Source organism: Chitinophaga sp. W2I13, from assembly GCF_050434005.1.
Lineage (GTDB): Bacteria > Bacteroidota > Bacteroidia > Chitinophagales > Chitinophagaceae > Chitinophaga.
In genome coordinates this window covers 418,533-445,012 of sequence record NZ_JBNPWD010000001.1, presented here as the reverse complement: position 1 = coordinate 445,012, position 26,480 = coordinate 418,533, and the positions used below count along the sequence as shown (strand labels likewise).

Genomic DNA, 26,480 nt, shown 5'->3' with positions numbered 1-26,480 from the left:
TTTAACTTGCACGGCATGAAAATATTCCAGCAGGCACTACAGCTACAGCAAAGAAGAAGGGGATTTCACATTATCACTACGGAAATTGTACAGGCATTTCCGCAACTCTCCGAAATAAAAACGGGAATGCTGCAGGTATTCATCCAGCATACCTCGGCGTCGCTTACGCTGAATGAAAATGCAGATCCCACCGTGCGGAAAGATTTCGAAATGTATTTCAATAAAACCGTCCCTGAAAACGATCCGGAATACCTGCACGATGATGAAGGATCCGACGATATGCCGGCGCACCTGAAAGCCGCGTTGTTAGGCAGTTCTGTTATGATCCCCATCCGCAACGGCCGGCTTGCAGTAGGTACCTGGCAGGGCATATACCTGTGTGAACACCGCAATCACGGCGGTCCGCGGAACCTGCTGCTTACCGCATGGGGAGAATAACAATCAGCTCAACGCATCGTGAAAAATAATACCCAACGTATGCCTGTTCCCGTTGTGCACCGGGCTCACGCCATGTTTCATGTTCACACGGTAATACCCCTTGCTGCCTTTTACAGGCCGGAAATTAGTGGTAAAAATCAGCATATCCCCCCGCTGCGGCCGCAGCACATTGGCTTTGGATTGCGCCCTGGGGATCTGTTCTGTTAATACAAACTCGCCCCCGGTATAATCCTCTTCCGGCTCATTCAGGAATACCACCAGCTGCATCGGGAAATAAATATCGCCGTACAGGTCCTGGTGCAGGGTGTTAAATCCATCCTGCCCATATTTAAGGATCAGGATGGTGGGTTTCGTTTGTCCGTTAACGTGACAATGCGCTTTTAATGCAGCATGTGTATCGGGATACCGCTGCGCAATGTGCAATACTTCCATCCATTTGTTGGCTACCGGCGCAATAAACGGGTACACTGTTTCCCGGATAGTGGTGACCAGCTCCGGCAGGGGATACTGAAAATATTTATATTCCCCTTTCCCAAAACGGTAACGCTCCATCACAATTGTTTTCCGGTAGGTGTCGTCGGCCTGGTAATCATTGATCAGCGCATCACATTCCGCTTTGCCCAGTACACCTTTCAGTAACGTATAGCCGCGGTCGTTCAATTGGGTGGCTGCCTGTTGCCAGTCGTGCGCCAGCAGCCGCTGTTTAATATCTTTCATCTGGTTTTTTTTTATGGAGATACAAAAATAACTGCCCGGGCCAACACGGAAAACCCGGTTCTTGCGGTGTTGGGGTAATGGTATTATTCAACGGAATAATAGTATTTTCATAGTTTATTATTGCCTGAAATATGCAGTGCATGAATTAAATAGTAACGTTGCAAATATCAAAATGAACAAATGAAATGTTGAAGCTGGCCATCATCAGCGATATTCACGCAAACCTGCCTGCGTTGATATCCGTACTGGAAGACATAGAACAGTTTGGTGCACACCAGGTATACTGCCTGGGTGATCTCACGGATGCGGCGCCGTGGCACAATGAAGTAATAGACCTGATCCGGCAAAAGAACATCCCGGTAATTATGGGCAATCATGATGAACGCATCGCCTTTGACCACCCTGTATACCCGCTTAGTAAACACACGCCGGAAGAGCAAACAGCCAGGCTACAGGCCATCAACTATACAAAAGATACCATTAGGCCGCAACACGCAGCCTTCCTCGCGGAACTGCCATCCCATATACAGGTGGACGTTGCCGGCGTAAAAGTATTACTGGTACACGGCAGTACCCGGAGTAACGATGAATACCTCTACCAGGATCATGATGAAAATGACCTGTTGGGAATGATGGGGGAATATCGTGCAGATATAATGGTGACCGGGCATACCCATCTCTCTTATATACGCCCGCTGAAAGCGGCGGGAAAAATGGTGATCAACACCGGATCAGTAGGCAGGTCGAAAGAAAAAGACCGCCTGGCGGCCTATCTGCAACTAACGGTTACCGGCAGTAAAATTACACCGGCCATCCGGAAGATACCTTACCCGGTGGAAGAAACCATAGCCGGCATCCGGAACAGTCCCATTCCCGATTTTTACGCACATTTTTTAGCAGGTAACGATAACGCTTAGTGCGTATCTTTATCCGTAAATTAACGGGTATGGAAACTGCTCACCGGGATTACAGCACCATCAGTCCTACTGCCAAATCATTGTTGCTGCTGAAAGGCGTTACCGCTATTCCTTACGCAAAGGAAGCTGCACAACTCATGCTGGCGCCGCTGCCCTATCAAATGAATACGGATAGTAAGGATCTTTCATTCTGGCTAAGAGTGGTGCATTTCGAAGACCGTTACTGGAGTATCAATCAATTACTGGATGAATTGCCGGCGAAAAATGTCCTTGAACTATCTTCCGGGTTTTCTTTCCGTGGACTGGAAACTGTGAAACAACCGGGGTATCACTATATTGATACGGACCTGCCGGAAGTAATAGCACTAAAGAAGGAATTTGTTGCGGCGTTGAAGAAACAACCACCGGCCGGTGTGCTGGAAGTATTACCGTTAAACGCATTGGATGAAGCGCAGTTTATGGAAACGGTGAACCGTTTCCCGGAAGGCCCGCTTGTAGTGGTGAATGAAGGATTGCTGATGTACCTTGATGATACTGAAAAGGAAAAACTATGTAATATTATCCGCCGCGTGTTGCAACAACGTAGAGGATACTGGATCACCGCAGATATTTATGTGAAGCGGGATGCCGCCACCAACGAAATAAAACGGGATGAACAGTGGAAAGCATTTTATGCCCAGCATCAGATTCATGAAAAAATGTTCGACAGCTTTGAAGCCGCTGAAATATTTTTCCGGAAGATGGGATTCGAAATAGAGAAGGTGGCTGCCCGTGATCATGCGCGCCTTACCGGGCTGCCACACGTGGTGGAAAACGCTACAGAAGAGCAGCTGCATAAAATGAGGGCGGCGGGAAGGATCAGGGCTACCTGGCGACTGAAACCGGTGGAGTAGCATCTGCCATTACTACCAGGTCTTTCAATATCGTATACAGTTGTTCAATATTTACCGGTTTACTCAAAAATCCATCCGCGCCGGAAGCAATTATTTCTTCCTTTACTTCACTGTAGGCATTGCCGGATACCAGTATGAAAGGGATCTGCCGCAACTGGCGGTCGGCCCTGAACTGCGACAACATTTCCACACCGCTGATATGCGGCATGATCATGTCCATTAGTATAGCATCCGGTTGATGCAGCCGGGCTTTGGCAAGGCCCTGCGGACCTGAGTCGGCCACTATTACTTCTATGCCCATGCGTTTGAGCGCCAGTGAAAATGCGAGGTGGTTCAGGTGGTCATCGTCTACCACCAACACTTTTAAGCCTTTTAAAATAGAATAGTCCATCATTTGATGGATAGCAGCAGGTGGAGTAGTAATTTCCACCGGCATGCGCAAGGTAAAAATGCTGCCCCCGCCATCAGGATTATCTGTTACCGTAAGATCGCCTCCCATCATGCGGGCCATATGCCGGGCAATGGGTAATCCCAGCCCGCTGGATTCTGTATGCTGCCCTGGTTCAGTCACATACGGATCAAAAATGTGCTCCTTCCGGTCGGCGCTAATGCCCACCCCCTGATCAGTTACGGAAACTACCAGCTGGTTGTTTTTCATGCCGGCCCTTACTGTAATGATTGACCGGAAAGTAGTGAACTTGATAGCGTTGCTGAGAAGGTTTACAATAATGGTGCGAAGCTTCGACTTATCTGCCAGGATATACTCCGGCAGGTTGTCGTTCAGTGAAATATTGATATGCACGGATCTTCTTTTGGCCAGGTATTCATACGTATCGCATAAGTGCTGCACCCAGTCGCTGAAGTGAAACGGTGATTTGCTGATCTCATCTTTTCCTTCCTCAATTTTCGACCATCCCAGTGCATTGCTCATTACCAGCTGCATATCCTGGCAGGCAAAATGTACGGCTTCCAGGTGGGCAATGCCTACCTGTACCGTCCTTTTCCCCTGGTCGGCCGTTTCAATATAATTTTGCAGGATGCTGTTTACCACATTCAATGGCGACCGGATTTCGTGGGTGGTTTCACGCACATAGATGCGCATGGCCTGGTTGGCTTTGTCCAGCTGGTTTACCAGCGATTTCAGCTGTTTATTCTGGAACCTGCTTTCCTTGGCAAAATAATACAGGGCGGTGCCGTTCAGAAAAGTAGCAGAGATGATCACCAGCCAGTGTAAGTATAATTCGGTGTCCTTATTAAGCGGAAGCGAAGCAATCACCGGGTACCTGAAATTAAGCAGTACCAGTATCATTACCACTGCACTGGCAACAAGGGTTATGACCTGCGACCAGGGCTTTTCAAACACCAGGAATACACAAAAAGCAAGGAAGGGGGCAAACAGGTAAATCTGGGAAGCAGGTCCCAGCAACACGCCAAAAAACCAGATAGAAACACTGTGTAACAAGAACATCAACTGTTTCCCGTAAACCGGTTTGCTGTAACGGGTAATCAGCAGCGTGGAGAGAAAAAGGGCGCTTTCCAGCAGGGCAGGGTAAAAAATAATGCCGTAGCCCGTCATATAATATAACAGGCATCCAAGCGTAAATGCCAGCAGGCTGGCGCTTACCGCCAGGGAATTGACAATCTTTATAATCCGTTCCTTTGCTTCATTTTCCTCCGCATTGCGGCCATTTATCCTGGTCAGGGTAAGGTTGTTTTTCATAAAATCCAGGTTTTCATGTTAAGGGGTTGCAGGTCTTTCTTTTCCTGATGCATTCAAGGTAGAAGAATGCAGATTATCAAGTGTAAATTCTTTGTTAACAACAGATATCTTTTGCCAGCGGTTTAAAGTTACCGTGTGAAGATTTGAACAATTAACGCACATTTTTTTGTCAGTTATAAACACTACTTTCATATTGAAATTATCATATACATGAGTATACGTTTATTTTACCTGGTCATCTGGCTGTTTATCATACCGGTGACTGGCAAAGGCGCTATCATCATTGAAGGGCAACTGTCCGGAAATCCGCACAGCCTCATTACCCTGTATGGCTATGCCGATTATATCAGTAAGGCGCCCGTGGAAATACTGAAGGTACATACAAATGGTGCCGGAAATTTCCGGGTAACCGTATCCGATTCCTGCGGACCATTGGTAAAACTGCTCGTGGAAAACAGGTCACTGTCCTTTTTCACGCTGCCGGGCGGCGCCTATATTATTCAGGATACGACGGGCCAACTCACCGTAACCGATGCTGCCGGCACTCCCGTGAACCAACTCCTGCATAGCATGGAACAAGAGCTCCTGAAAAACTGGTATCCCTTATTTGTAGATACCACCGGCCGTTTCCGGCTAACCCTACCGGCAGATACTGTTTTTCAACGCTTCCACGAAATAGTATTAAAATATACGAACGATACCACATCAACAGCTTACCCGCTGCTGCGCTATGATGCGGCGATCTATTACCTGGCATTTGTGCAACAGCTGCCTGATACCACAGGCTTGATGGATCATTTTGAGAATGATTATTTCAATAACGCGCCCATTCAGGAAAAAAATCCCTTTTATACGAAGCTGTTGGAAGATGATTTGTTTGTAAGAATGATGTTTCTTGCCCAACAACGATATAAAGGAAGTGCAGGTAACCTCATCGACAAGGTAACCCACGAAGCCGCTTATTTTAAATCGCCACAGCTGCAGCAACTGGCGCTGGCAGCAGGGTGTAACCAGGCATACCGGGTCAATCGTGAGCCGGAGCAGAAAGATGAACTGTCCCGCCGCATCCGCGCCACCATCCTGGATAGCCTTACCCATCCAGGGATCAGGACGATGATTGCCCACGTCATTACAGAAAATACCCGCGCCCGCGTCGGGAATAAATTTCCGCTGCTGACACTGAAAAATGAAAAAAATGAAACCGTAAATTTTGCAGATATAAAATCTGATCTTATCCTGGTCGACTTCTGGGCCACCTGGTGCTGGGGCTGCGTGGAAGGAATGAAAAACTTTCCCTCCTGGATCAGTCAGTGCAACGGGCAGCTAACCATCGTTTCCATTTCCGTTGACAATAACCTCCAGCAAATGAAAGCATTCCTGGATAAACGCGAAAAGCTCCCCGGCGTATTATCGCTGTACAACGGCCGTACCGGTGGCTATCTTGATAAATTGCAGATCAGCGGCTACCCCACCTATATTCTTCTTAATAAAAACCGCGAAATAATTGCCATGCCAGGCTACACCTCTGCGGTGGCTGAGCAGCTAAAAATCAACATAAAATAAAAATCAAAAAATCGAATCAAAAAAATTAACCTAATCAGTTTAATCCTGGGAAAGACAACCTTCGCCGCAATCCGGAAAAATAAATCTTCGAAAAATTCCCGATATCGAAAATCCTTTGAAAGATATACGCCTACTTTTACAGCAGATTTAAATACCTATAAGTACGCTGTATGCTGAATACCTGGATACCATGCTGCAGGATTCGCTACGGAATATCCTTGCCTCATGTCGTTTAAATAAAGCTGTTTAAAATGTGATGGCGGAAGAATTACGGCACCAAAGCAGCATATTGATATCACTTTTATGCAGAAAAATATGAATGCAAATTCAAAGAAAACGGCCGGGAAAAAAGCAAATTCCCGGTCGCTGTTCTATCGCATCTCCGCCTGGCTGCATTTGTGGCTGGGCATTGCTTCGGGTATTGTAGTAGTCATCGTGTGCGTAACCGGATGCATCTACGTGTTCAACGAGGAAATCACCGGCTGGATGGAACCGGAAGCAAATGTCCCGGTACAATCGCAGCCACTCATTGCTCCTTCAAAGATCCTGGAAGTAGCCGCGAAAGAATATCCCGGCAAAACCGTAGGCTATGTGCTGTATAAAGAAGGCAAAGCCGTAGAAGCCAATATCGGCGCAAGGAGAGGCGGTTCCACCCTGAAGCTGAACCCCTATACCGGCGCGGTAATCAATAAAGTAAACCGTAAAGAAGGGGAACTGAACTTTTTCAGATGGGTACTCAACGGACACCGTTTCCTCTGGCTGCCGGTTAAGATCGGCCGCCCTATCGTCAACTACAGCACTTTGATCTGCGTAATCACCCTGATCAGCGGCCTGGTGTTATGGTGGCCGAAAAGATGGAATAAAAGTACCCGTAACCAGAGCTTTAAAATAAAATGGGGCGCCAGCTTCAAACGCATCAACTACGACCTGCACAATGTACTGGGCTTTTACGCACTGCTGGTACTTTTTGCTATATGCGTTACCGGTATGGTATACGGACTGGAATGGTGGAGCAAAGGCCTCTACTGGGCTACCTCCGGTGGAAAAACATTGCCGGAATTCCGGGAATTGAAATCAGATTCCCTGCAGGCGGGCAAAAAACAGGATATTAACCTCGGCCAGAAAATGGATATTGCCTGGAAAACAGCGATAGGCAAACACCCGGAGGCATCCGGTTTTTACATGGCCTTCCCGGATACTTCCAAAGCCACCGCGTCTATTACTGTTATTGTATATCCTGAAAAAGGACAGTATTATAATAACCAGCGCTACGTATTTGATCAGCATACACTGGAACCGCTTACCGGTAATAAATTATATGAGCAATCCTTTGCAGAAGCCGAATTTGGCGCTAAACTCAGGCGCATGAACTACGATATCCACGTAGGCAGCATCCTGGGATTACCGGGCAAGTTCATGGCATTCTTCGCCAGCCTGATCGGCGCTACACTACCTATCACGGGGTTTATTATCTGGTGGGGTAAAGGCCGGAAAAAGAAAACGCCGGCGCCGGTGAAAAGAAAGGCGCAAACAGCAGCAGTATAAAATAACTATTTCCCAATTACATAGATTCAGAGAAGAAAGGGCGTCATTCAGTTGATGTCCTTTTTTTATCGGGTGTACATACACCGGCTTTCTTTTAAATGTACAGAATTAAAGGAATAATGTACAAGTGAATAAAGAGATTATCGGTATAAATTTGCGCTTATAAAACAACGGACCATGAAAGCAATTGTTTTAAATAGTGCAGGAAGCGTAGATAACTTAGTACTCACAGACTTGCCGGTGCCGGTACCGGGAGAGGCCGAAGTACTGGTAAAAGTAAAGGCCATCAGCATTAACCCGGTGGATGTTAAAACCCGTGCCGGCAAAGGCAGGTACAACCTCCTGAAAGAGGAAAACCCGCTGATCCTTGGCTGGGATATTTCCGGCGTGGTAGTCGCTTCCAACTCACCGTTGTTCAAAGAAAACGATGACGTATTCGGAATGGTCAACTTCCCTGGTCACGGCCGCGCATACGCGGAGTATGTAGCCGCGCCGGCCGCGCACCTGGCGTTGAAGCCGGCAAATATCTCTCACGATGAAGCGGCTGCAGCCACCCTGGCGGCGCTCACCGCCTGGCAGGCGCTGATAGATCACGCCAGCATAAGACCCGGGCATAAAGTGCTGATCCATGCAGCGGCAGGCGGCGTAGGACACTATGCAGTGCAACTGGCCAAACATCTCGGCGCGTATGTCATCGGTACTTCTTCGGCGGCTAACAGGGAGGTGATCCTCGGATTGGGAGCGGATGAGCATATCGATTATCACACCCAGCCCTTAATAGATCATGTATCAGATGTCGATTTCGTTCTTGACACCATCGGCGGCGATACCATTGATCAGTCGCTCGAAGTAATGAAGCGCGGCGCTACTATCATCAGCATTCCTTCCGGTTTCCGGGAAGCGGTAACCGCCAAGGCGGAAGCAAAAGGCCTCACCGGTTTCTTCATCCTGGTGGCTTCCAACGGGGCAGAAATGGCTAGTATCGCTGCTTTGATGGAACAGGGCCTGCTCAGGTCCATCGTCTCCAAAACTTTCTCTTTGGAGGAAATGAAGCAGGCGCATCTCCAGATAGAAACCGGCAGAACAGTAGGTAAAATTATCGTACGGGTTTAACCGTTAGTAACGATTCCATAATAACAGCAGCGCAGTTTAAACAGGCGGTAGCCCGGCCGCCGGCGCTGCTGATTTTTTTTAGAGAGATGTAAAGAAATATTTCTATCTTGTTACCCATAATCAAGCACAAATGCACCGTATTTATTCAAGCACACCTCCGCCAGCTGTTGTTGTTTTGTCCGCAAAATAACCAGCACTACTACGGCTTTTAGCTATTCCTGTTACAGGAATCAGTTCGTCATTTATATGCACTAAGTCTGTTTATTGACCTGGTTATTTTCGTGTACCCATATTCTCCCTTTTTTATTACACAACCGAAAATAATGACCAGGTATATATTAATGGTTTTTGCCGGCGCATGCAGCTTCGGCATCCTTTCTACTTTTGTAAAATTAGCCTACCGCGAAGGCTATACAGCCGCGGAAATATCCGTTACACAGGCCTGCACAGGCATGATCGTTTTGTGGATCCTGTATCTCCTTACCCGGCGGCAACGCCACCGGGTGAAGCCAGGTGATTGGGCCTGGCTGCTGTTGACAGGCGGCGGTATTGGCCTTACCAGTTTCGTATATTATGTGTCGGTAGCCTATATACCGGCATCGGTAGCTATCGTAATCCTGATGCAATTTACCTGGATAGGTTTGTTGATGGAAGCATTGCTGTTTAAAAAGATACCTTCCTTATTACAGCTTATCACCACCATACTGATCCTGGTGGGCACCTGGCTGGGCAGTGGGTTGGCCGGTGGCAGTCTTTCCGGCTTGTCTGTAAAAGGATTGTTGTATGCCGGCGCATCTGCTTTTTTATATGCCGTGTATATCATTGCCAACAGCCGCGTAGGCAAATCGCTGGATACCGGTAAGAAAAGTGCGGTCATCATCACTGGCTCCACGCTATGTATTTTCCTGGTAAACGCACCGCAACTGTTGGCCAGTACCCACTTCGATACGGGTCTGCTGAAATGGGCGCTGTTCCTGTCGCTTTTTGGAACCATTATTCCGCCGTTGCTGTTTGCCAAAGGAATCCCCAAGGTAGGGGCAGGGATCAGCGCGGTGATCATGACCGCCGAGTTGCCGGTGGCCATTGTGTGCTCGCATTTCATCCTGCTGGAACCGGTGAACGGCCTGCAATGGGCAGGAGTTGCGCTCATGTTGTTATCAATGCTGCTGCTGAATGCGCGTTATTTCCGCAAATAGAAGAGGAGACCGGGCATCTTGCCCGGTTCTTTTTTTACTGGTAGAAGATCGCTGAAAGCACTATTACCAGGCCATAGTCTTTAAACTCCCCGCGCATTACCTGCAACGATTTTCCCATGTGCTTTTCCACTGCCTTAACAGAGATGCCTAAACGCAGCGCGATTTCTTTATTGGACAAATGGTCCCGGCGGCTCAGCAGGAATATTTCCCGGCTGCGCTCCGTTAATTTATCCAGCGCCAGCGCAAACCGCTGTTCCAGTAATTTCAGATCGTAGGTATTATCTGTTTCGGCGGTAGTAGTTACGGGAAGTTGTTGGTGGTGCTGCTCATGCAGCAGCGAATTCCGCAGTTCATTCAGGATTCTGTTGCGCAGTGCGCCATGCAGGTATGCTTTGGCGTTTTTAATGCCGGTAAGGGTAGCGCGTTTTTTATACAGGGAGATAAAAATTTCCTGGATCATATCTTCCAGCAGATGAGGCGCCGGGAATTTCTTGTATGCATGTTGATACAGTTCCGCTGCATGGCGCTGGTATAAGACTTCAAAAGCCTTATTATCATTGTTCGCCAGTAGTGCCAGTAAAGCTTCATCCTGTAATGCAATATACTCCGTCATGCTTACCACTTAAGCCGGATCACATGATTGCCGGCTGCCCTTAAAAAGCATAAGATATAAAAAAAAGGACGCACCACATAAAACGCCCCGAAAAAATAAATTTATACCAGGGGGTAGGGTAGCCTTTCACTGCTGTGTCTATACTGCAGACAACCAAAATAATGAGTGATCAACAACTGATAGGATTACTGGAAAAATACCTGCAGGGCAGGGGTACTGAAGAGGAACGGAATGCCCTGGAAGCCTGGTATGAAACATACCAGTCCGCAAAAGCGCCTGGCAGCGATCCGCAGCCCGATCTGCTGCAGATGTACCACGACATTACCGGCAGGCTGAAACAGGAAGGGGAATGGGTGGAGCCGCCACGCGCAAAAATCCACCCGCTCAAACAACGGGGATGGCGTATCGCCGCAGCCATACTGTTCCTGGTGGCCGGCGCCGGCATCTGGACGCTGCTTCCCCGCGTTAACAGGCAGCTGTCGGCAGATACAAAAGACGGCATCCGCAAAAAAATACAACTGGAAGATGGCACGCAGGTATGGCTCAATGTAAGCAGTCACCTTACCTATCCGGCTAACATCGGCAACAGCAGCAGGGAAGTATACCTGAAAGGAGAGGCCTTTTTTGAAGTAAAGCCAAAGGAAACACACCCCTTCACCATTCATACGTCGGGCGTGGACGTGCAGGTACTGGGCACCCGCTTTAACGTAAAAGCCTACCAAACCGATGAAAGCATGGAAACCACGCTGGTAGACGGCCGCGTGGCAGTAAGCCTTAGCGGGCATCCGGATAAAAAGCTGGTACTGGCGCCCGGTGAAAAACTCACCATCAGGAAGAAGGGTAAAACGACGCCGGTAACAAATGGCCGTATTCTCGACTGGGGCAGCGTACTGGCCATTGTGGAAACAATAACGCCAAATGTGACCAGCAAAAAGGTAAGCGAACTGGTATGGATGGACGACCGCCTGGAATTCAAAGACAAATCCTTCCCGGAACTGGCCATCTTAATGAGCCGCTGGTACAACCGTAAAATTATCTTAACAGATACCTTCCCGGCAGACTACCGCTTCAAAGGCACGTTCAAGAAAGAATCCGTTACAGAAGCGCTCAAAGCATTACAGGTCACTGCCGATTTTAATTTCACTATAAAGGGAGATACCATCTTTATACATCATTAATCAACCAGATCATAAAACAAACAGTAACACGATGAAAAAAATATTCCCGGTTCCCACCGAACCTGTATAACCACTCCTTCCGCCCATAAAAAAAAGGGAAGTGCGGCAACACTTCCCCTAAAGCCAAACATGGTACGAAACAACGTAATCCGTGCGGGATGCCCGTTGTTTCTAATGTCTAACGTTCAATTTCAAATGTATGAAAAAAAAGCTGTGTTCAAAAACAGCCCTTTCCAACTATTCAGTGAGAAAAATATTCTTGTGTATGAAGCTTTGTCTCATCCTTATTACTGCTTCAATTTTACAGGTGCGCGCCGAAGTGTATTCGCAAAGCAAATTCACGCTCAACAGCCGGCAAATTGCCCTGCATAAGCTGCTGGAGTGGGTGGAAACGAAAAGTGACTACCGGTTTCTGTACAACTACAAAACTTTTCCGAAAGATGAAAAGGTAGATGTCAACTTCAAAGAAGCCACCCTGCCGGAGATCCTGGATAAAGTGCTGGCGAAAAATTTACGGTATAAAATGCTGGAAGGCGGACTGGTAGCCATCTCGGAAAGTACGGCCGATATCACGGTAACCGGTAAGGTAACGGCGGAAAATGGCCCCGAGCTGCCCGGCGTAAGCATCCAGCTGAAAGGGACCAGTCGTGGTACCACCACCGATGTTGACGGCAACTTTAAAATAACCGTCCCGGAAAACGGCGTCCTCATCATCTCCTACCTGGGATTTGAAACAAGGGAAATCGCCGTGAAAGGCAACGCGCAGCTGGCCGTCATAACACTGAAATCTTCCGATGCAGGTTTGAATGAAGTAGTGGTACTGGGATACGGACAAAAACAAACACGGCAAAGCATCACCGGCGCTGTGTCCAGCATACAAACAAAAGAACTGAAACAAAGCCCGGTAGCCAACCTATCGAACGCACTGGCCGGAAGATTACCCGGCCTCATCACGGCGCAGCACTCCGGCCGCCCCGGCAGCGACGACTCACAGCTGTTTATCCGTGGGATCAGCACCACCGGCGCCACCAACCCGCTCGTGGTAATAGATGGCCTGCCCCGCGGCGATGCCAATATCGGTCAGCTGGACCCCAACGAAATAGAATCCGTTTCTATCCTGAAAGACGCTTCCTCTACTGCATTATACGGTATACAGGGCGCCAACGGTATCGTGCTGGTGACCACCAAACGCGGTAAAGACGGCCCGCCCAACATCCAGGTGAACATGCAGTATGCCTTGCAGCAGCCTACCAATTTTCCCCGCTTCCTCGATTCTTACCAATCCGGCCTGCTGGAAAATGAAGCCGCCAAAAATGATGGCATGCCGGCGGTATTCACCGACCAGGAACTGGAATATTATAAAACAGGACTGAAACCTTATGACTATCCAAATACCGACTGGTACAAGGAAATCATCCGGGACTATTCCCCGCAGAAAACAGTGAACATCAATATCGGTGGTGGTTCCAAATTTGTGAAATATTTTGTATCGGGTTCTTACCTGCGCCAGGAGCCGGTATACAACCACGCCAATGAAAATATCTACGGCATCAAATACAAATACGACCGCTTTAATTTCCGCTCCAACGTGGATATCACCCTCGATAAAAATACCGACCTGCAGGTAGACCTGGCCTCCCGCCTGGAAAACCGTACCAGTCCTTCTGCGGACCGTGGCAATAATGAATTTTTCTGGGTACTGCTGTCGCAGATGACCAACCGCCTTACACCGGTGTTTAACCCCGATGGCTCTATCGCCTCCGGTACCATGCGGGAAGATTTCTACAACCTGTATGGCGTACTTACCCGCAACGGTTATATCGATGCCTATTGGCATAGCACCAACGGCAGTGTGGCACTCACCCGAAAACTGGACTTTATCACACCCGGACTGAAAGTAAAAGGACTCTTTACTTTCGAGAACTATGGCGATATCAACTTTGCACTGGACCAGGACTTTGATTCCTACCGTTACAAATCAGTGCCCGGTGCAGATGGTACGTATACCCAGCACCGTAAGGCCACCAGTTTACAGCGCTCCGGTTATTCCAGCGGCGAAAGATATTACTACTACGATCTGAAAGTGATGTACGACCGCGATTTTGGTAAACACTCACTCGGAGGCTTGCTCCTGTTCAACCGCAATTACCGCTCCCAGTCGGGCAACCTCCCACGGGTATACGAAGGCTTTGTAGGCAGGATTGCTTACAATTACGCTACCCGCTACTACCTCGAATTCAACGCCGGTTACAATGGCTCCGAGAACTTTCCTCCCGGTAAACGGTACGGATTTTTCCCGGCGCTTTCTGCAGCCTGGGTGCTGAGTAATGAACAATTCATGAGCGGCCAGTCGTTGTTCAGTTACCTGAAAATGCGTTTCTCACACGGTTATGTGGGTAACGACCAGGTAGGCGGCGACCGCTGGTTATATGTATCTGATTACGCCCGCGGCGATGGCTTTACTTTTGGCAGCGTGGGCACCGGCGCCGGCGGCTATTATGAAAACAGGGTGGGCAACACCGCCATCACCTGGGAGAAAGCAGCCAAAACAAACCTCGGTATTGAAACAGGATTTCTGAAAGATAAAGTGAAGTTTTCGGTAGATATTTTTAATGAACTGCGTAAAGATATCCTTACCTACGCCGGCACCATCCCTGCTTATCTCGGTATCACCGCATCACTGAACCGTAATATGGGCCGTATCCGCAATAAAGGTGTGGAAGCAGAACTGAATGTAAATTCCAACATCGGCGCAGTAGGCGTCTTTTCAAAATTGAATTACCAGTATGTAAAAAATAAAATACTGGAGATGGATGAACCCAAACTGGCATATCCTTACCAGAGCGCAGTAGGCCATCCTATCGGGTACGATCTCGGCTACGTGGCAGAAGGACTGTTCCGCAACCAGGATGAAATCAATAAAAGCCCGCAGCAAACTTTTTCACCACTCATCCCCGGCGACATCAAGTACACCGACATCAATAAAGATGGCGTGATCAATGAAGCCGACAGGATCATGCTACCCATGATGAATGTACCCACCAGTTATTTCGGGGCCACCTTCGGCATCGACTATAAAGGCCTGGATGTAAGTGTGCTGTTCCAGGGCGCAGGCGGCGGACGCCAGATCTACTCTTCGCAGCTCACCGGCAACTTCCGCGAAAGCTACCGGCCCATGCACCTGAACAGGTGGACGCCGGAAAACGCCGACAAAGCCACCTATCCTGTTTTACACTTATCGGAAAGTAATATGGCCAATAACTCGGTCAGTTCTACTTACTGGATCAGGAACACCGACTATGTTAAATTAAAGAATGCTGAGATAGGATACCGCCTGCCGGCGCACCTCCTGAAAAAGGTAAAAATTAAAAGCGCACGCATCTATGTGAATGGTATGAACCTCATCAGCTGGGATAATGTGAAGGAACTGGGGATAGATCCGGAATCCAATACCGGCGGCCGCTGGGGCTGGCAGCCTTATCCGATTATGCGCGTATATAATGCCGGCATCACCATCAATCTTTAATCACCTGTGATAAATTAAAATCATGAATACGTTCTTCGTTAAAACAGGGATAGCAGCAGTACTGATCATGTGTGTTACTGCCTGCGGTAAGAATTACCTGGACAGGAAGCCCAGTGATCTGATCACTGAAAAAGAAGTGTTTTCAAATATTGAAAACGCCGAAAAGTTTGTGAATACTATCTACCAAAGCTTACCCAATATTTTTAAGCCCGGGTCGGCATGGCCGCTCAGCAGTGCCACCGACGAAACCAACCAGGCCAGCGATAATTCCGCTTCTTATCCCGATGCCGGCAATTTCAACACCGGCTCCATGAGCCCTGCCAACTTCCCGATGCAGAGCTCCTGGGCCGACTATTATGGCAAGATCCGTTCGTGTAATAAGTTCCTTGCGCAGTACGACCTCGTGCCCCAGGATCCTAACTATCCGCAACGCCGTAGCCGCCTTAAAGGAGAAGTGCTCACCCTGCGCGCCTTCTACTATTTTGAACTGATGCGCGCCTGGGGCGGCGTACCACTGCTGCTGTCGGAAAAAAATCCGTTTGATGATCCAACAGGCATTTACTACAAACGCAACAGCATCGATGAAGTAACTGCCAGCATCCTCAACGACCTGCAGGAAGCCGGCACTTTGTTGCCGGTGGCTTACAACGATCGCCCTTCCAACTGGGGCCGTGCCTCCAAAATGATTGCACTGGCGCTGGAAGGCCGCGTACGGCTGTTTTACGCCAGCCCGCTCTACAATGCAGGCAACAATGCCGCCCGCTGGCAGGCTGCCGCAACCGCCTGCAAGGCCGCACTGGACACTGCTATCGCCAACGGTTACACGCTGTACGACAGCTACGGCGATATCTTCACCCAATACTTCAACCGTGAAGTGATCTGGAGCCGCCCCGCGCCCGGCGCTTTCGGCGATGGTGGTATTGACCGGGAAATGAATCCCCGCAGCGCCAACGGCTACGGCAACATTACGCCGCTGCAGGAACTGGTAGATGATTACGAAATGAAAACCACCGGCCTTTCCATTAAAGATCCCGCTTCCGGCTACAGCGCGCAACGTCCTTACGATGGGAGGGATCCCCGCTTTTATGCTACCATCCTGTATCCCGGCTGTTCCTGGAAAGGAAAGGTGCTGGATCCGAACGGGGCCGATGCACCGCGTTCCGGCCAGATTGCCACCAACTACTGGCCACGGAAATATCTCCTCCCTTCGGTCGACCTGTTCGCAGGCACCGGTGGCAGCGACCGCAAATGGGTACTCATCAGAACCGCGGAACTTTATCTCAACTACGCGGAGGCACAAAATGAAGCCGCAGGCCCCGCAACAGAAGTATACAATGCCCTCAATGCAATCCGCACCAGGGCCGGTATGCCGGGTGTCAGCGGTGGAACCAAAGAAACGCTGCGCGAAAAGATCCGGCATGAAAGAAGAATAGAACTGGCATTGGAAGATCATCGCTTCTGGGATGTGCGCCGCTGGAAAACCGCTGAACAGGTGGATAATAAAGAAGTACACGGCGTAGCCGTTAGCGGCACCGGCAATGTTTCCTACCGCTACCCCATAATAGAAAAAAGGGTGTTCGATCCGGGTAAAAATTACTGGCTTCCCATTCCGCAAAGTGAAATGGATAAGGTAAGCAGCCAGAATCCTGAGTTTACGCAGAATAAAGGCTGGTAAAGCGTTCTACATCTCCCTAAATTTAAAAGAATGAAAACGATAATATACCGCTTACTGGCAGTATGGCTGTTGTTTACAGCCGCTGCCTGTAACAAAGACAACGATTTCGAACACGATAACAACGCACCGGTGGTAGTGGATAAATTTACACCGGAAACCGGCGCCGCCGGCACGGAAGTGCTGATCTATGGAACCAATTTCAGTAAAGATACCAATGGGGTGACCGTTACGGTGAATGGCAAAAAAGCCCTTATCACCGGCATTATCAGCGATCATATCCTGGTAGTAATCCCGGAAAAAGCTGGCAGCGGTAAAGTAGTCGTAACCATTAACGGCAAAGCAGGCACCGCTCCCAAAGACTTCCAGTATTTATCTTCCTATAAAGTAACCACCCTGGCAGGCAACGGCGCGGCAGGCTACTCCGATGGCAAAGGCACAAACGCCGCTTTTAATTTTGATAAACGCTGCGGCCTCGATGTAGACGATAACGGAAACGTATATGTAGCCGATGCAGGCAACTTACGCGTGAGAAAAATTGCACCCGATGGCGCCGTCACCACACTCGCCGGCAGCGGCACTTCCGGCTATGTGGAAGGCAAAGGCCCCGCCGCACAGTTCTATCTTCCCTTTGATATTGTAACCGATAACAGCGGGAATGTATTCGTATCCGATCCTTCCGCATGGACCATCCGCAAAATCACACCCGATGGTACCACCTCCCGCATTTGCTGGGGCGAAGCCTGGGGAATTGGCATCGATAAACGCAACGGCACCCTGTACTACGCCAACAACGGCAGCCCTGGCAGCATTTATCAGGTAACGCCTGATGGCAGCAGCGTTACACCCATCATCACCGGGCTAAACAGACCCGCTGATGTAGCGGTAGATGACAAAGGGAATTTATTTGTAACAGAGAATGGAAACTCCGTGATCAAAAAGTTTGCTGCAGGTAACTGGGCGCCCACTATCATCGCCGGCGCGGAAAATCAAACCGGCCTGGTAAATGGTACCGGTACCGCTGCACGTTTTGAAAATCCCTGGAGTATTATCGTGGACAAAGCCAACAACCTGTTCGTAGCCGGTAACGGCAGTGCCGACGGATCTTCTGTTAACAGCAACCAATGCATCCGCTTCATCACTGCTAACGCCTGGGAAGTAAGCACCTATATAGGCGGCAGCACCGCAGGATTTGCGGATGGCGCCGGCGCAGCAGCGCTGTTCAACGCACCTACCGGCGTGGCAGTTGACAAAGACGGCGTAGTGTATGTGCTCGACCGCAACAATAACCGTATCCGCAAAGTAACGGCAGAATAAGTAGCAGTGGCGGCCCGTTTTCGGGCCGCCACTTTTCTCAGATAATTAAATGTTCAGTAATGTTCAAACAAGTCCTGTTTTATATAGCCCTATGGCTGTTGCCTGCAACTGCCATGTCGCAAACACCAAAAGATTTCAAATGGAACGTATTGCCTGTAAAAGGGCTGCTGCTCAGCGTGCCAGCTCCCCAGGATGTGCCGCTGCTGTGCCGCTTTATCAAAGAAGCCTTGAAGGCAGAAGGGGTAAACACACTGGCGTTACGGATTGAATATGCATACCAGTTTAAATCGCATCCCGAACTCGCCGAGCGCAACGCGATTTCGGAAACAGACCTCAAACAGATTGTAGCCGCCTGCAAGGAAGCCGGTATCCGCTTTATCCCTACCATGAACCTGCTGGCCCACCAGTCGGAACAAACAGAAATGGGACCGTTGCTGAAAAATTACCCGCAGCTCGACGAATCACCGGACTATAATCCGCCGGTGCCCTGGAAAAACGGCGGTATGTTCGACTTCTACAGCAAAAGCCTATGCCCGCTGCACCCCGACCTGTTCAAGATCATTTTCCCCCTGATGGATGAACTCATCGATGTATGCGGCGCCGATGCGCTTCACGTGGGACTTGATGAGGTGTGGATCCTAGGCTATGATAAGTGCCCCCGCTGCGGGGGCCGCGACAAAGCCGAACTGTTTGCAGGCTATGTAAACGCCTTGCATCAGCATCTCAAAGAAAAAAATTGCCAGCTGTGGATGTGGAGCGACCGCCTGATAGACGGAAAAGAAACCAACCTGCTCGGATGGCAGGCCAGTATGAACAATACCGCCAGGGCTATAGACCTGATCCCGAAAGATATCATGATCTGCGACTGGAAATATGAAGATGCACCGCCCACCCCGGCTTACTTTGCCATCAAAGGATTCCATGTATTGCCTTCCGCCTGCGGAAAAAAAGACGTGGCGCTGGCACAACTGGAACAGGTATATGCCGCCCGGAAAAACGCGCTGCGGGCAGATTTTTCCTATACGTTATCTGAACGGATGCCCGGCGTATTCGAAACCATGTGGGTAAATACAAAAGAATTTATTGATGCCTACTACAACCGAAAAGGTGTGCGCAAACCAACACAGGATAATGCAGATACCTTTAAAGCATTGTTTGCAGAGATCCGGAAAAAAGAAAAGATGTAGCATACTGCTATTTCACGCAATCGTTTGTGCTGGAAAAGCCGGGTGAAATCGCCTAACATTATCCTCCGTTCAACAGCACAAGCCATGAAAAGAAGATCCGTTTCTATTGCCATCTTATTGCTATCCCGGCTGGCGTTATCTGCCCAGGTATATTACGCTGGCAAAACGCCCGCCGTGGCAGTGGTGCAACCCGCTGCCAATACACTGGGGAATAATATACTGGAAGTAAAAATAAACGTGTTGAAGAACCACCTGCAACAGGTAACGTTTACGGATAAGCTGCGTGCTAAAGCATTCTCTTTTCCGCAACATAGTTTGTTTGAATTAAAATTGAAAGATGGAACCGTATTAACCGCCGCTGATTTCCAGGTAAGCACAAAAGACGCCGGTAACATCACTGCTTCACCAACCGCAGTACGGTTGATAGCGCGCCTGCCCGGTAAGCAGCTCAGCTTTACATTGGTAAATACTGTAAAGAATATTCAGGTGATCTGGCGGATCACGTTGCACAACGACTGTAACTTCATTCAGCAGCATTTCCATATCACCGATCCTTCGTCGGCTGTGGACGATCTGTTACTGGTAAATGTTCCATCGGCCTATCAGCCGCAGCTTTCCGGCACTGTGGACGGTTCGCCGGTTATAGCCGGCAACAGTTTCTTTGCGCTGGAACACCCGATGGCACAGGGACGTGTAACAGATAAAGGTATTCAAAGCAGCGTGGCGGCATCTGCCACGCTGCGCTCCGGCAACGGGTTTGACGTGAGCACGGCCTGGGGCGTTACCCCGGAAACACAGCTCCGTCGCGGTTTCCTTTACTACCTGGAAAAAGTGCGCGCGGTACCTTATCGTCCTTTTCCACATTACAACTCCTGGTACGATGCAGGTTACGACGGCCGGGAAATTACCGAAGCCAACGCAATGGACCGTATCCGCATGTTTGGCGACAGCCTCGTCGTAAAACGCAAAGCAAAGATCAGCGCTTTCCTTTGGGACAGCGGCTGGGATGATTACAATAAACTCTGGTATTTCAGCAGGCACCTGCCCAACGGGTTTAAGAATATGGAAGCACTGGCGGCTAAATATCATGCTGCCATGGGCGTATGGGTGTCTCCCTGGGGCGGCTACGACCAGGAAAAGATCAGTCGCCTTGCCAGCATTAAAACGCTCGGCCTTCCCTTTACGCCCAATGAAAATGGCCTTAGCCTGGCGGATAAAAATTACTTCCGCTACTTTAAAAAACTAACCACCGGTTTTGTGAAAGACCAGGGTGTGGTGAGCTTTAAATTCGACGGCGTAGGCGCTGGTAATGGCGCCAGCGGGGCAGGAGAGAAGTACGCTAAAGATGTGGAAGCATTTTTACGCGTCATCACCGATCTGCGCAAAATAAAACCCGACCTCTTCTTTAATTTAACGGTAGGCACCTGGCCTTCTCCTTACTGGCTCAATTATGGCGACGCCATCTGGCGCGCCGGCGGCGATATGGATGTACTGGGCGCCGGCACCAAAAGGCAGCAATGGATCAACTACCGCGATGCGGAAGTATATAAAAATGTAGTACAACGCGCAAAATTATATCCGCTCAACGCTATGATGTATCACGGCGTGGTAATCAATAATGAAAATGGCGTGGGCGCAGGTTTTACCAACGACGATAAAGGCATTGCGGAAGATATCTGGGAGTTTTTTGGCACCGGCACCGGCATGCAGGAGCTGTATATCAATCCGCACCTGATGAGCAGCAACAGCTGGAATGTATTGGCCAAAGCCATGCGCTGGTCCGAAAAGCACCGGGATGTATTATCCGATGCACACTGGATGGGCGGTGACCCCGGCAAACAGGAGGTGTATGGCTTTGCCGCATGGAACCAACAGGAAGGCATCTTAACATGGAGGAACCCATCTCCCGGAACAAAAAGAATTACTTTCAATCTAAAAGAAGTGCTGGAATTGCCGGTTGGCTATCATACCAGGTTTGCTGTTTTGAATGTTACAGAAGATGTAAAAGAAGAAGAGATGGATAGTGAGAAAACGATTATACTTGAACTGGCGCCATTCCAGGTGAAGGTGCTGGAGCTGAAGCCGGGGAAGTGATTCCAGGTTATTTATAGCGGGCGGTTTTTATGACAGCGTTTAATTCTGCGAGAAATAAATCAGCTTCCTTTTTATTTCTGATAGACATGGAAAGGCTATCGTTGCTTAAACGTTGCGTGGACGTATCCTCAACCGGCCTGACAGCCTTGCCGGAGCTTGCTGCAAACTGAATGATTTTATCTAATTTTTGTTGGATATTCTTCGTCATATGTCGAAATTATGGTTTTTTATTGAATAATCAGTTGTTTAAATGAATCCTACATACCAATCTACTCCAATTGTTATAATAACGTCGCAGAGATAATTTTTATTGGTTAGAAACATCCTGTGATACAAATATGCACGTATATCATTAGATCCATCTACGCCAATGGTCGATGAATTATTTTTCCGCAGAAAGCTTAAGGCAAACAATAAGACCGTCGAGAACATTTGCCGATATTTGAGTGATTAACCTTAATCTCGTCGTTAATTTTTCCTTCTTCATTTAAAGGACCAAAGGCCAGGTTGAAAACATTTGGCAATAACGGATCGGTCAGAGGTCTGATTTCTATTTTTAGTAAAATCAATTTTCCGTTCTTTAGTCTGGAATAGAATTTTATATCCGTTAAATCAGTGGCAACTTCTATCGCTCAAATGTATCTTCAAAGTTTATTCTGATCATTAGTCAAACGTATAGATTTTTTAGAAGGAGAATAACATTAATTGTACACTACAAAGACATAAATAGTAATATAGGTTTAACATATTTTTTAAAAAAAAGGCGTTTCACACTCAATGAAACGCCCTCTCCATCTCATTTAAACGGGTCCGCATACTTCGGCTCCGTTACCAGCGACTGATCAGTCAGTGTTTTAAGAAAAGCAATAATATCGTTTTTGTCTTTCGCGGAAAACACCAAACCCCCGCTTTGTATTCCCGAAAACTGTATACCGATATTTGGATTTTGTTTGATCCCGGTAGAATAGTGTTCTATCGCATCTTCGAGTGTGGCAAAGCGGCCATCGTGCATGTACGGGGCAGTCAGCTCCACATTCCGCAGGCTTGGAATTTTAAAGGTACCCTGATCGGCGGGTTTGTGGGTAATCTCACCAATACCTTTGTCGGTGTAGTTACTTTCCAGCCCGTTGTTGGAGCCAAACCCGGTATTCACCCCGGTGTTGTCCACAATGAGGTAGGACGCGTTTTTTCCCACCCCGGCGGTGGAGAAGTCGCTATGACATTCGGTGCAGAAATCCGCCTGCATCAGCCGCATGCCATTTTTTTCTGAGGCGCTGAAGTTGCTGAATTGCATGGCTACTCCCTGATCATACCTGGAATTGAAGGATACAATGCTCCGCAGGAACTGCGATATTGCTTTGGCTATTTTATCGGAGGTAACCACTTCGCTTCCGAAAGCAGCTTTAAATAGTGCCGGGTAGTAACTTATCCCTGTTAATTTCGTTTCAAGAGCAGTGAGGGAAGGTATTCCCATTTCTATATGATCCAGGACAGGCATCAGCGTTTGCGTTTCAATATCTTTGGCCCGCATGTCCCAGAACATGGTGGCCGACCGGAAGAAGCGGAGATTCACCACCGGCATGCTGTTACGCCGGGTTAAATTCCCTTCAAATCCTTCGGATGTGGCTACGCCGTCGGTAAAGGCTTTGTCCTGGTGGTGACAGGAACCACACGACCGGGTATTATTCACCGACAGCGACTTGTCATAAAATAATACCCTGCCCAGGGTAGCTCCTGCATTGGTAATAGGATTGCCAACAGGTGTATTGTCCAGGGTAGGATTGGCATTCATAAATGCCTGCATGTAAGGAGGCATATTGTTGCGGGTGCCCACATAGTCGTAAAGTGTACCGGGCAGGTTAGGAGCGCCAGGATCATTTCCGCCAGGCTCCGGGTTCGGCTCATTGGGTATGGGAGCGGGGTTGGCGCCGTTGTTCTCCTTTTTACAGGAAACCGAATTTAAAATAACAAGGGCTGTCCCGGCTATCAGGCAGATGAGATTTCTTTTGCTGATGGTTTTCGTCATGGTACAGATATTTGGGCTAATACACTTTAATTCATTTTTACCCTTACCTGGAACCATTAAAAAATTATTTTTTGAAACAGATAGGGGGATTTGAAAGCTGAAGTGTATTACCAGGGAACGATCACTTCAATCACGGTAACCGGTTTTGTATTGAACGCACATATTGGCAAGGCAGATGACCTGTACAGGCAGATAGAAACATACTTTCAAACGTATTTTGAAGGTTTGCACCGCTATGCCTTCACTATACTAAAAGATAATGATGAGGCCAAAGATGCAGTACAGGTGGTTTTCCTGAAGTTATGGGAGAAAAGGACAACAATAGACGGGCAGCAGTCGGTGAAATCCTATTTGTATACGGCCATCTACCATTATTGTCTTAATATAAAAAGACATAAAAAAATAAAAGATCATTACGCAACAACCAACAATCATCCTGCCGGCGAATTCAGGAATGCCCTGGTCAGCAAGGAAACGCAGCAACGGATCATGGCATGCATCGGAAAATTACCGCCACAATGTAAGCTGATCTTCACCAAAAGCAGGTTTGAAGGAAAGAAGTATGCAGATATTGCGGCAGAAATGGACCTTTCTGTAAAAACCGTAGAAGCCCAGATAGGAAAGGCTTTACGGATCCTTCGAGCGGAACTGTCGGACATCACGATCGCTGTATTTATTTTACTTTTATTACAACCATAATGAGCAACGGGGAGCTGTTATACGGGTTATTAGGGAAATACTTTTCCGGGGAAGCCTCCCCGGAAGAGGCGATGGCCGTGGATGACTGGATCACGCAGCACCCGGATCACCGCAAATTATACAACGAAGCAGCAGCAGCCTGGGACGCAGCCGGGAACAACCCGCATCACCAGCTGCCGGATAAAGCGCTCCTGCTGCATGAAATCAAACAAAAGACAGTGGGGCATAAACCGCAAAGGAACGCCTGGCGTATGGCAGCAGTCATATTGGTGCTGATAGGCGCCGCTACCCTTTACTTTATATGGCGGCCATCACCTGCAGTTGCTCCTTTGGTGATCAGGCAAACCACCACCGGCATTTACCGCGATACCCTGCCGGACCACTCCCTGGCAGTAGTGAACAGCCATTCGGTTATCAAGTATAACCCGGGCCTCGCAGATAAAACAAGGTTCATTCAATTAACCGGGGAAGCCTGGTTCAATGTAACTTCTGATCCGTTAAAACCGTTTATAGTATCAGTGGGGGACCTGCGCATTAAAGTATTAGGCACTGCCTTTAATGTCCGTGAACTGGCAGCCGTGATTGAAGTAGCGGTTACCAGCGGCGCTGTACTGGTCAGCAAGGGAGATACCGCTATAATAGTAAAAGCAGCACAACAGCTGGAGTACAACACCATCTCCCAGCGTTTCAGCATCACAGGCGCCTTTAATCCCAATAAAACGGGATATGCCACCAGGATCTTTAATTTTGAAAATGCGTCGTTGAAAGAAATTGTCACTCAACTGGAAAAGGCATACAACATTAAAGTGATCCTGGAAGATAAACGCCTGGAGAACTGCACCATGAGCAGTGCCTTTGAGAATAAACCAATACAATACGTATTTGAAGTGATTTCAGTTACGTTGAATGTACAATGTAGATTTGAGCATGACAGGATATATATCAGTGGGGCAGGATGTAATTAGTCTGCTATCGAAATTTTTTATAGCGGCAGGGTTAACCCTCTTAACAGCCACCGTTTTTGCTCAGGAAGCCACCGTGAAGTTACAGGAAGAAGTAACCATTCCCGTTGCAGATATGCGCCTGGATGCCTTGCTGACCCTCGTCAGCAAACAGGCCGGCATCCGGTTTTCCGTGAACACACGGAAGTTTCCAACCTCCAGGACCGTGCATGTAAAAAAAGGAACGCAATCTTTGTTAAGGTTGCTCACAGAGCTGCGTGAACATACCGGTATTGATTACCGTGTGCTGGGAGGTCATATTATTTTTGTAGATGCACCACCGCTTATTGTTACAAAAAAAGCTCCTGTAGTGATAAAACGGGAACGCGTAATACCACCTGCCCGTTTTGTCATCATCCCTGTTTCCCCGGTGACTACCAAACAGGCAGGTGTTATATTTCCCGCGCCGGACGCCATAAAAAAGAATACCGGCTATTTCAGGCCACTGATAACTGCACCACCTGCCGGCGCTAAAAGAAGCGAATCGGCATTCGCATTAAAACCCTATGCCGCCGCAGGGATGGTAGCAGACGAATCTTTTTATGTAAATCCAACCATCCATGTAGGAGTACCATTCCTTTACCTCGTCGGTTCCTGGAGCACTAACTTTTCTTTCTCTATGCTCCGGTATGGCGCAGGTACTTCTATACGTTTATCAGACAACTGGCGTTTACATCTGCAGGGTACTACAGGAAGGATGGAAGCGAACTATGACTCGCTGGCATTCCTGCAAAAAACAGTGAAAGCACAGCTACGTAAGTTATCCCTGGCAGGGGAAAAACAAATGGGCGATCATTGGCGGCTTCAGTTTGGGGTGGCGCTGAATAGCCTGCAAACAACCTATTACACAGAAGGAAAACCACGTGCCCTGGGAAAGCAGGAGAGTGAGGCACTCGCTAATGTAAAGTATTTTAAACCACCTTATACCATCAGCAATAATTTCTCTCCGGATGCAAGCCGCAGTAATAAATTATGGATCGGTTTCCGGGTAGGCATCTTCTACAGTTTCTTAAGATGATTGCATTAAACATAAAAAAGAAGCCGGCTCCATGTAATAAGCCGGCT

The 26,480-nt window shown here is 48.4% G+C and carries 21 protein-coding genes; 16 read left to right on the top strand and 5 right to left on the bottom strand.

Annotation, left to right across the window (positions count from 1 at the left end):
• The first annotated feature begins 15 nt into the window (after positions 1 to 15).
• Positions 16 to 438 (top strand): secondary thiamine-phosphate synthase enzyme YjbQ, encoded by a 423-nt coding sequence (locus QFZ48_RS01785; protein ID WP_370911612.1) that lies wholly within the window; start codon positions 16 to 18, stop codon positions 436 to 438.
• A gap of 3 nt (positions 439 to 441) precedes the next feature.
• Here the strand turns inward: QFZ48_RS01785 and QFZ48_RS01780 are convergent, their stop codons facing one another.
• On the bottom strand, positions 442 to 1,155 hold the full coding sequence (locus QFZ48_RS01780) for a 2OG-Fe(II) oxygenase (RefSeq protein WP_429046230.1): 714 nt from the start codon (positions 1,153 to 1,155) through the stop codon (positions 442 to 444).
• Between the two features lie 185 nt (positions 1,156 to 1,340).
• Between QFZ48_RS01780 and QFZ48_RS01775 the strand changes: the two genes are divergently transcribed.
• Both QFZ48_RS01775 and QFZ48_RS01770 read left to right on the top strand, forming a co-directional pair.
• Positions 1,341 to 2,072, top strand: a complete 732-nt coding sequence (locus tag QFZ48_RS01775; protein WP_429060869.1) for a metallophosphoesterase family protein — start codon at positions 1,341 to 1,343, stop codon at positions 2,070 to 2,072.
• Positions 2,073 to 2,101: 29 nt separating this feature from the next.
• The gene (locus tag QFZ48_RS01770; protein ID WP_429046234.1) at positions 2,102 to 2,965 is read left to right on the top strand and encodes a class I SAM-dependent methyltransferase; all 864 of its coding nucleotides are present in this window, start codon (positions 2,102 to 2,104) and stop codon (positions 2,963 to 2,965) included.
• Here the strand turns inward: QFZ48_RS01770 and QFZ48_RS01765 are convergent.
• Positions 2,937 to 4,685 carry an ATP-binding response regulator gene (locus tag QFZ48_RS01765; protein ID WP_429060867.1) on the bottom strand — a complete coding sequence of 583 codons (1,749 nt, stop codon included), beginning with the start codon at positions 4,683 to 4,685 and terminating at the stop codon, positions 2,937 to 2,939. The genes QFZ48_RS01770 and QFZ48_RS01765 overlap by 29 nt on opposite strands.
• A gap of 210 nt (positions 4,686 to 4,895) precedes the next feature.
• Between QFZ48_RS01765 and QFZ48_RS01760 the strand changes: the two genes are divergently transcribed.
• From QFZ48_RS01760 to QFZ48_RS01745, 4 genes are all read left to right on the top strand, one after another.
• The gene (locus QFZ48_RS01760; RefSeq protein WP_429060866.1) at positions 4,896 to 6,248 is read left to right on the top strand and encodes a TlpA family protein disulfide reductase; all 1,353 of its coding nucleotides are present in this window, start codon (positions 4,896 to 4,898) and stop codon (positions 6,246 to 6,248) included.
• 315 nt (positions 6,249 to 6,563) lie between these two features.
• Complete coding sequence (locus QFZ48_RS01755; RefSeq protein ID WP_429046239.1) at positions 6,564 to 7,793, top strand: PepSY-associated TM helix domain-containing protein; 1,230 nt, start codon at positions 6,564 to 6,566, stop codon at positions 7,791 to 7,793.
• A gap of 177 nt (positions 7,794 to 7,970) precedes the next feature.
• Positions 7,971 to 8,906 (top strand): NADP-dependent oxidoreductase, encoded by a 936-nt coding sequence (locus QFZ48_RS01750; protein WP_429046241.1) that lies wholly within the window; start codon positions 7,971 to 7,973, stop codon positions 8,904 to 8,906.
• Positions 8,907 to 9,229: 323 nt separating this feature from the next.
• Positions 9,230 to 10,102: an EamA family transporter gene (locus QFZ48_RS01745; protein ID WP_429046242.1), complete on the top strand. Its 873-nt coding sequence runs from the start codon at positions 9,230 to 9,232 to the stop codon at positions 10,100 to 10,102.
• A 34-nt stretch (positions 10,103 to 10,136) separates the two neighbouring features.
• Here QFZ48_RS01745 and QFZ48_RS01740 read toward each other — a convergent pair whose 3' ends face one another.
• Entirely contained in the window at positions 10,137 to 10,715 is a 579-nt protein-coding gene (locus QFZ48_RS01740; protein ID WP_429046243.1) for an RNA polymerase sigma factor, read from the bottom strand.
• Positions 10,716 to 10,876: 161 nt separating this feature from the next.
• On the opposite strand from QFZ48_RS01740, the gene QFZ48_RS01735 reads away from it, so the two are divergent.
• The 6 genes from QFZ48_RS01735 (at position 10,877) to QFZ48_RS01710 (ending at position 21,689) form a co-directional block, all read left to right on the top strand.
• The gene (locus tag QFZ48_RS01735) at positions 10,877 to 11,893 is read left to right on the top strand and encodes a FecR family protein (RefSeq protein WP_429060864.1); all 1,017 of its coding nucleotides are present in this window, start codon (positions 10,877 to 10,879) and stop codon (positions 11,891 to 11,893) included.
• A gap of 265 nt (positions 11,894 to 12,158) precedes the next feature.
• Positions 12,159 to 15,419, top strand: coding sequence for a SusC/RagA family TonB-linked outer membrane protein (locus QFZ48_RS01730; RefSeq protein ID WP_429046247.1), 3,261 nt, complete (start codon positions 12,159 to 12,161; stop codon positions 15,417 to 15,419).
• Between the two features lie 22 nt (positions 15,420 to 15,441).
• Positions 15,442 to 17,094 carry a RagB/SusD family nutrient uptake outer membrane protein gene (locus QFZ48_RS01725; protein WP_429046249.1) on the top strand — a complete coding sequence of 551 codons (1,653 nt, stop codon included), beginning with the start codon at positions 15,442 to 15,444 and terminating at the stop codon, positions 17,092 to 17,094.
• 30 nt (positions 17,095 to 17,124) lie between these two features.
• Complete coding sequence (locus tag QFZ48_RS01720) at positions 17,125 to 18,408, top strand: IPT/TIG domain-containing protein (protein WP_429046251.1); 1,284 nt, start codon at positions 17,125 to 17,127, stop codon at positions 18,406 to 18,408.
• Between the two features lie 59 nt (positions 18,409 to 18,467).
• Positions 18,468 to 19,595 (top strand): family 20 glycosylhydrolase, encoded by a 1,128-nt coding sequence (locus QFZ48_RS01715; protein ID WP_429046253.1) that lies wholly within the window; start codon positions 18,468 to 18,470, stop codon positions 19,593 to 19,595.
• Positions 19,596 to 19,679: 84 nt separating this feature from the next.
• A complete protein-coding gene (locus QFZ48_RS01710; RefSeq protein ID WP_429060862.1) occupies positions 19,680 to 21,689 on the top strand; it encodes a hypothetical protein in 2,010 nt (669 codons plus the stop codon).
• A 7-nt stretch (positions 21,690 to 21,696) separates the two neighbouring features.
• On the opposite strand, the gene QFZ48_RS01705 is transcribed toward QFZ48_RS01710, so the two are convergent.
• On the bottom strand, positions 21,697 to 21,897 hold the full coding sequence (locus QFZ48_RS01705) for a hypothetical protein (RefSeq protein WP_429046256.1): 201 nt from the start codon (positions 21,895 to 21,897) through the stop codon (positions 21,697 to 21,699).
• 588 nt (positions 21,898 to 22,485) lie between these two features.
• A complete protein-coding gene (locus tag QFZ48_RS01700) occupies positions 22,486 to 23,715 on the bottom strand; it encodes a cytochrome-c peroxidase (protein WP_429060861.1) in 1,230 nt (409 codons plus the stop codon).
• A 90-nt stretch (positions 23,716 to 23,805) separates the two neighbouring features.
• Here QFZ48_RS01700 and QFZ48_RS01695 point away from each other — a divergent pair, with 90 nt between their 5' ends.
• From QFZ48_RS01695 to QFZ48_RS01685, 3 genes are read left to right on the top strand one after another with little or no spacing between them, the layout of a single operon-like run.
• Complete coding sequence (locus QFZ48_RS01695) at positions 23,806 to 24,414, top strand: RNA polymerase sigma-70 factor (protein WP_429046259.1); 609 nt, start codon at positions 23,806 to 23,808, stop codon at positions 24,412 to 24,414.
• Positions 24,414 to 25,379 carry a FecR family protein gene (locus QFZ48_RS01690; protein ID WP_429060859.1) on the top strand — a complete coding sequence of 322 codons (966 nt, stop codon included), beginning with the start codon at positions 24,414 to 24,416 and terminating at the stop codon, positions 25,377 to 25,379. Before QFZ48_RS01695 ends, QFZ48_RS01690 begins: the two co-directional genes overlap by 1 nt.
• A complete protein-coding gene (locus tag QFZ48_RS01685) occupies positions 25,342 to 26,433 on the top strand; it encodes a hypothetical protein (RefSeq protein WP_429060858.1) in 1,092 nt (363 codons plus the stop codon). The genes QFZ48_RS01690 and QFZ48_RS01685 overlap by 38 nt, the downstream gene beginning before the upstream one ends.
• Positions 26,434 to 26,480: the final 47 nt, after the last annotated feature.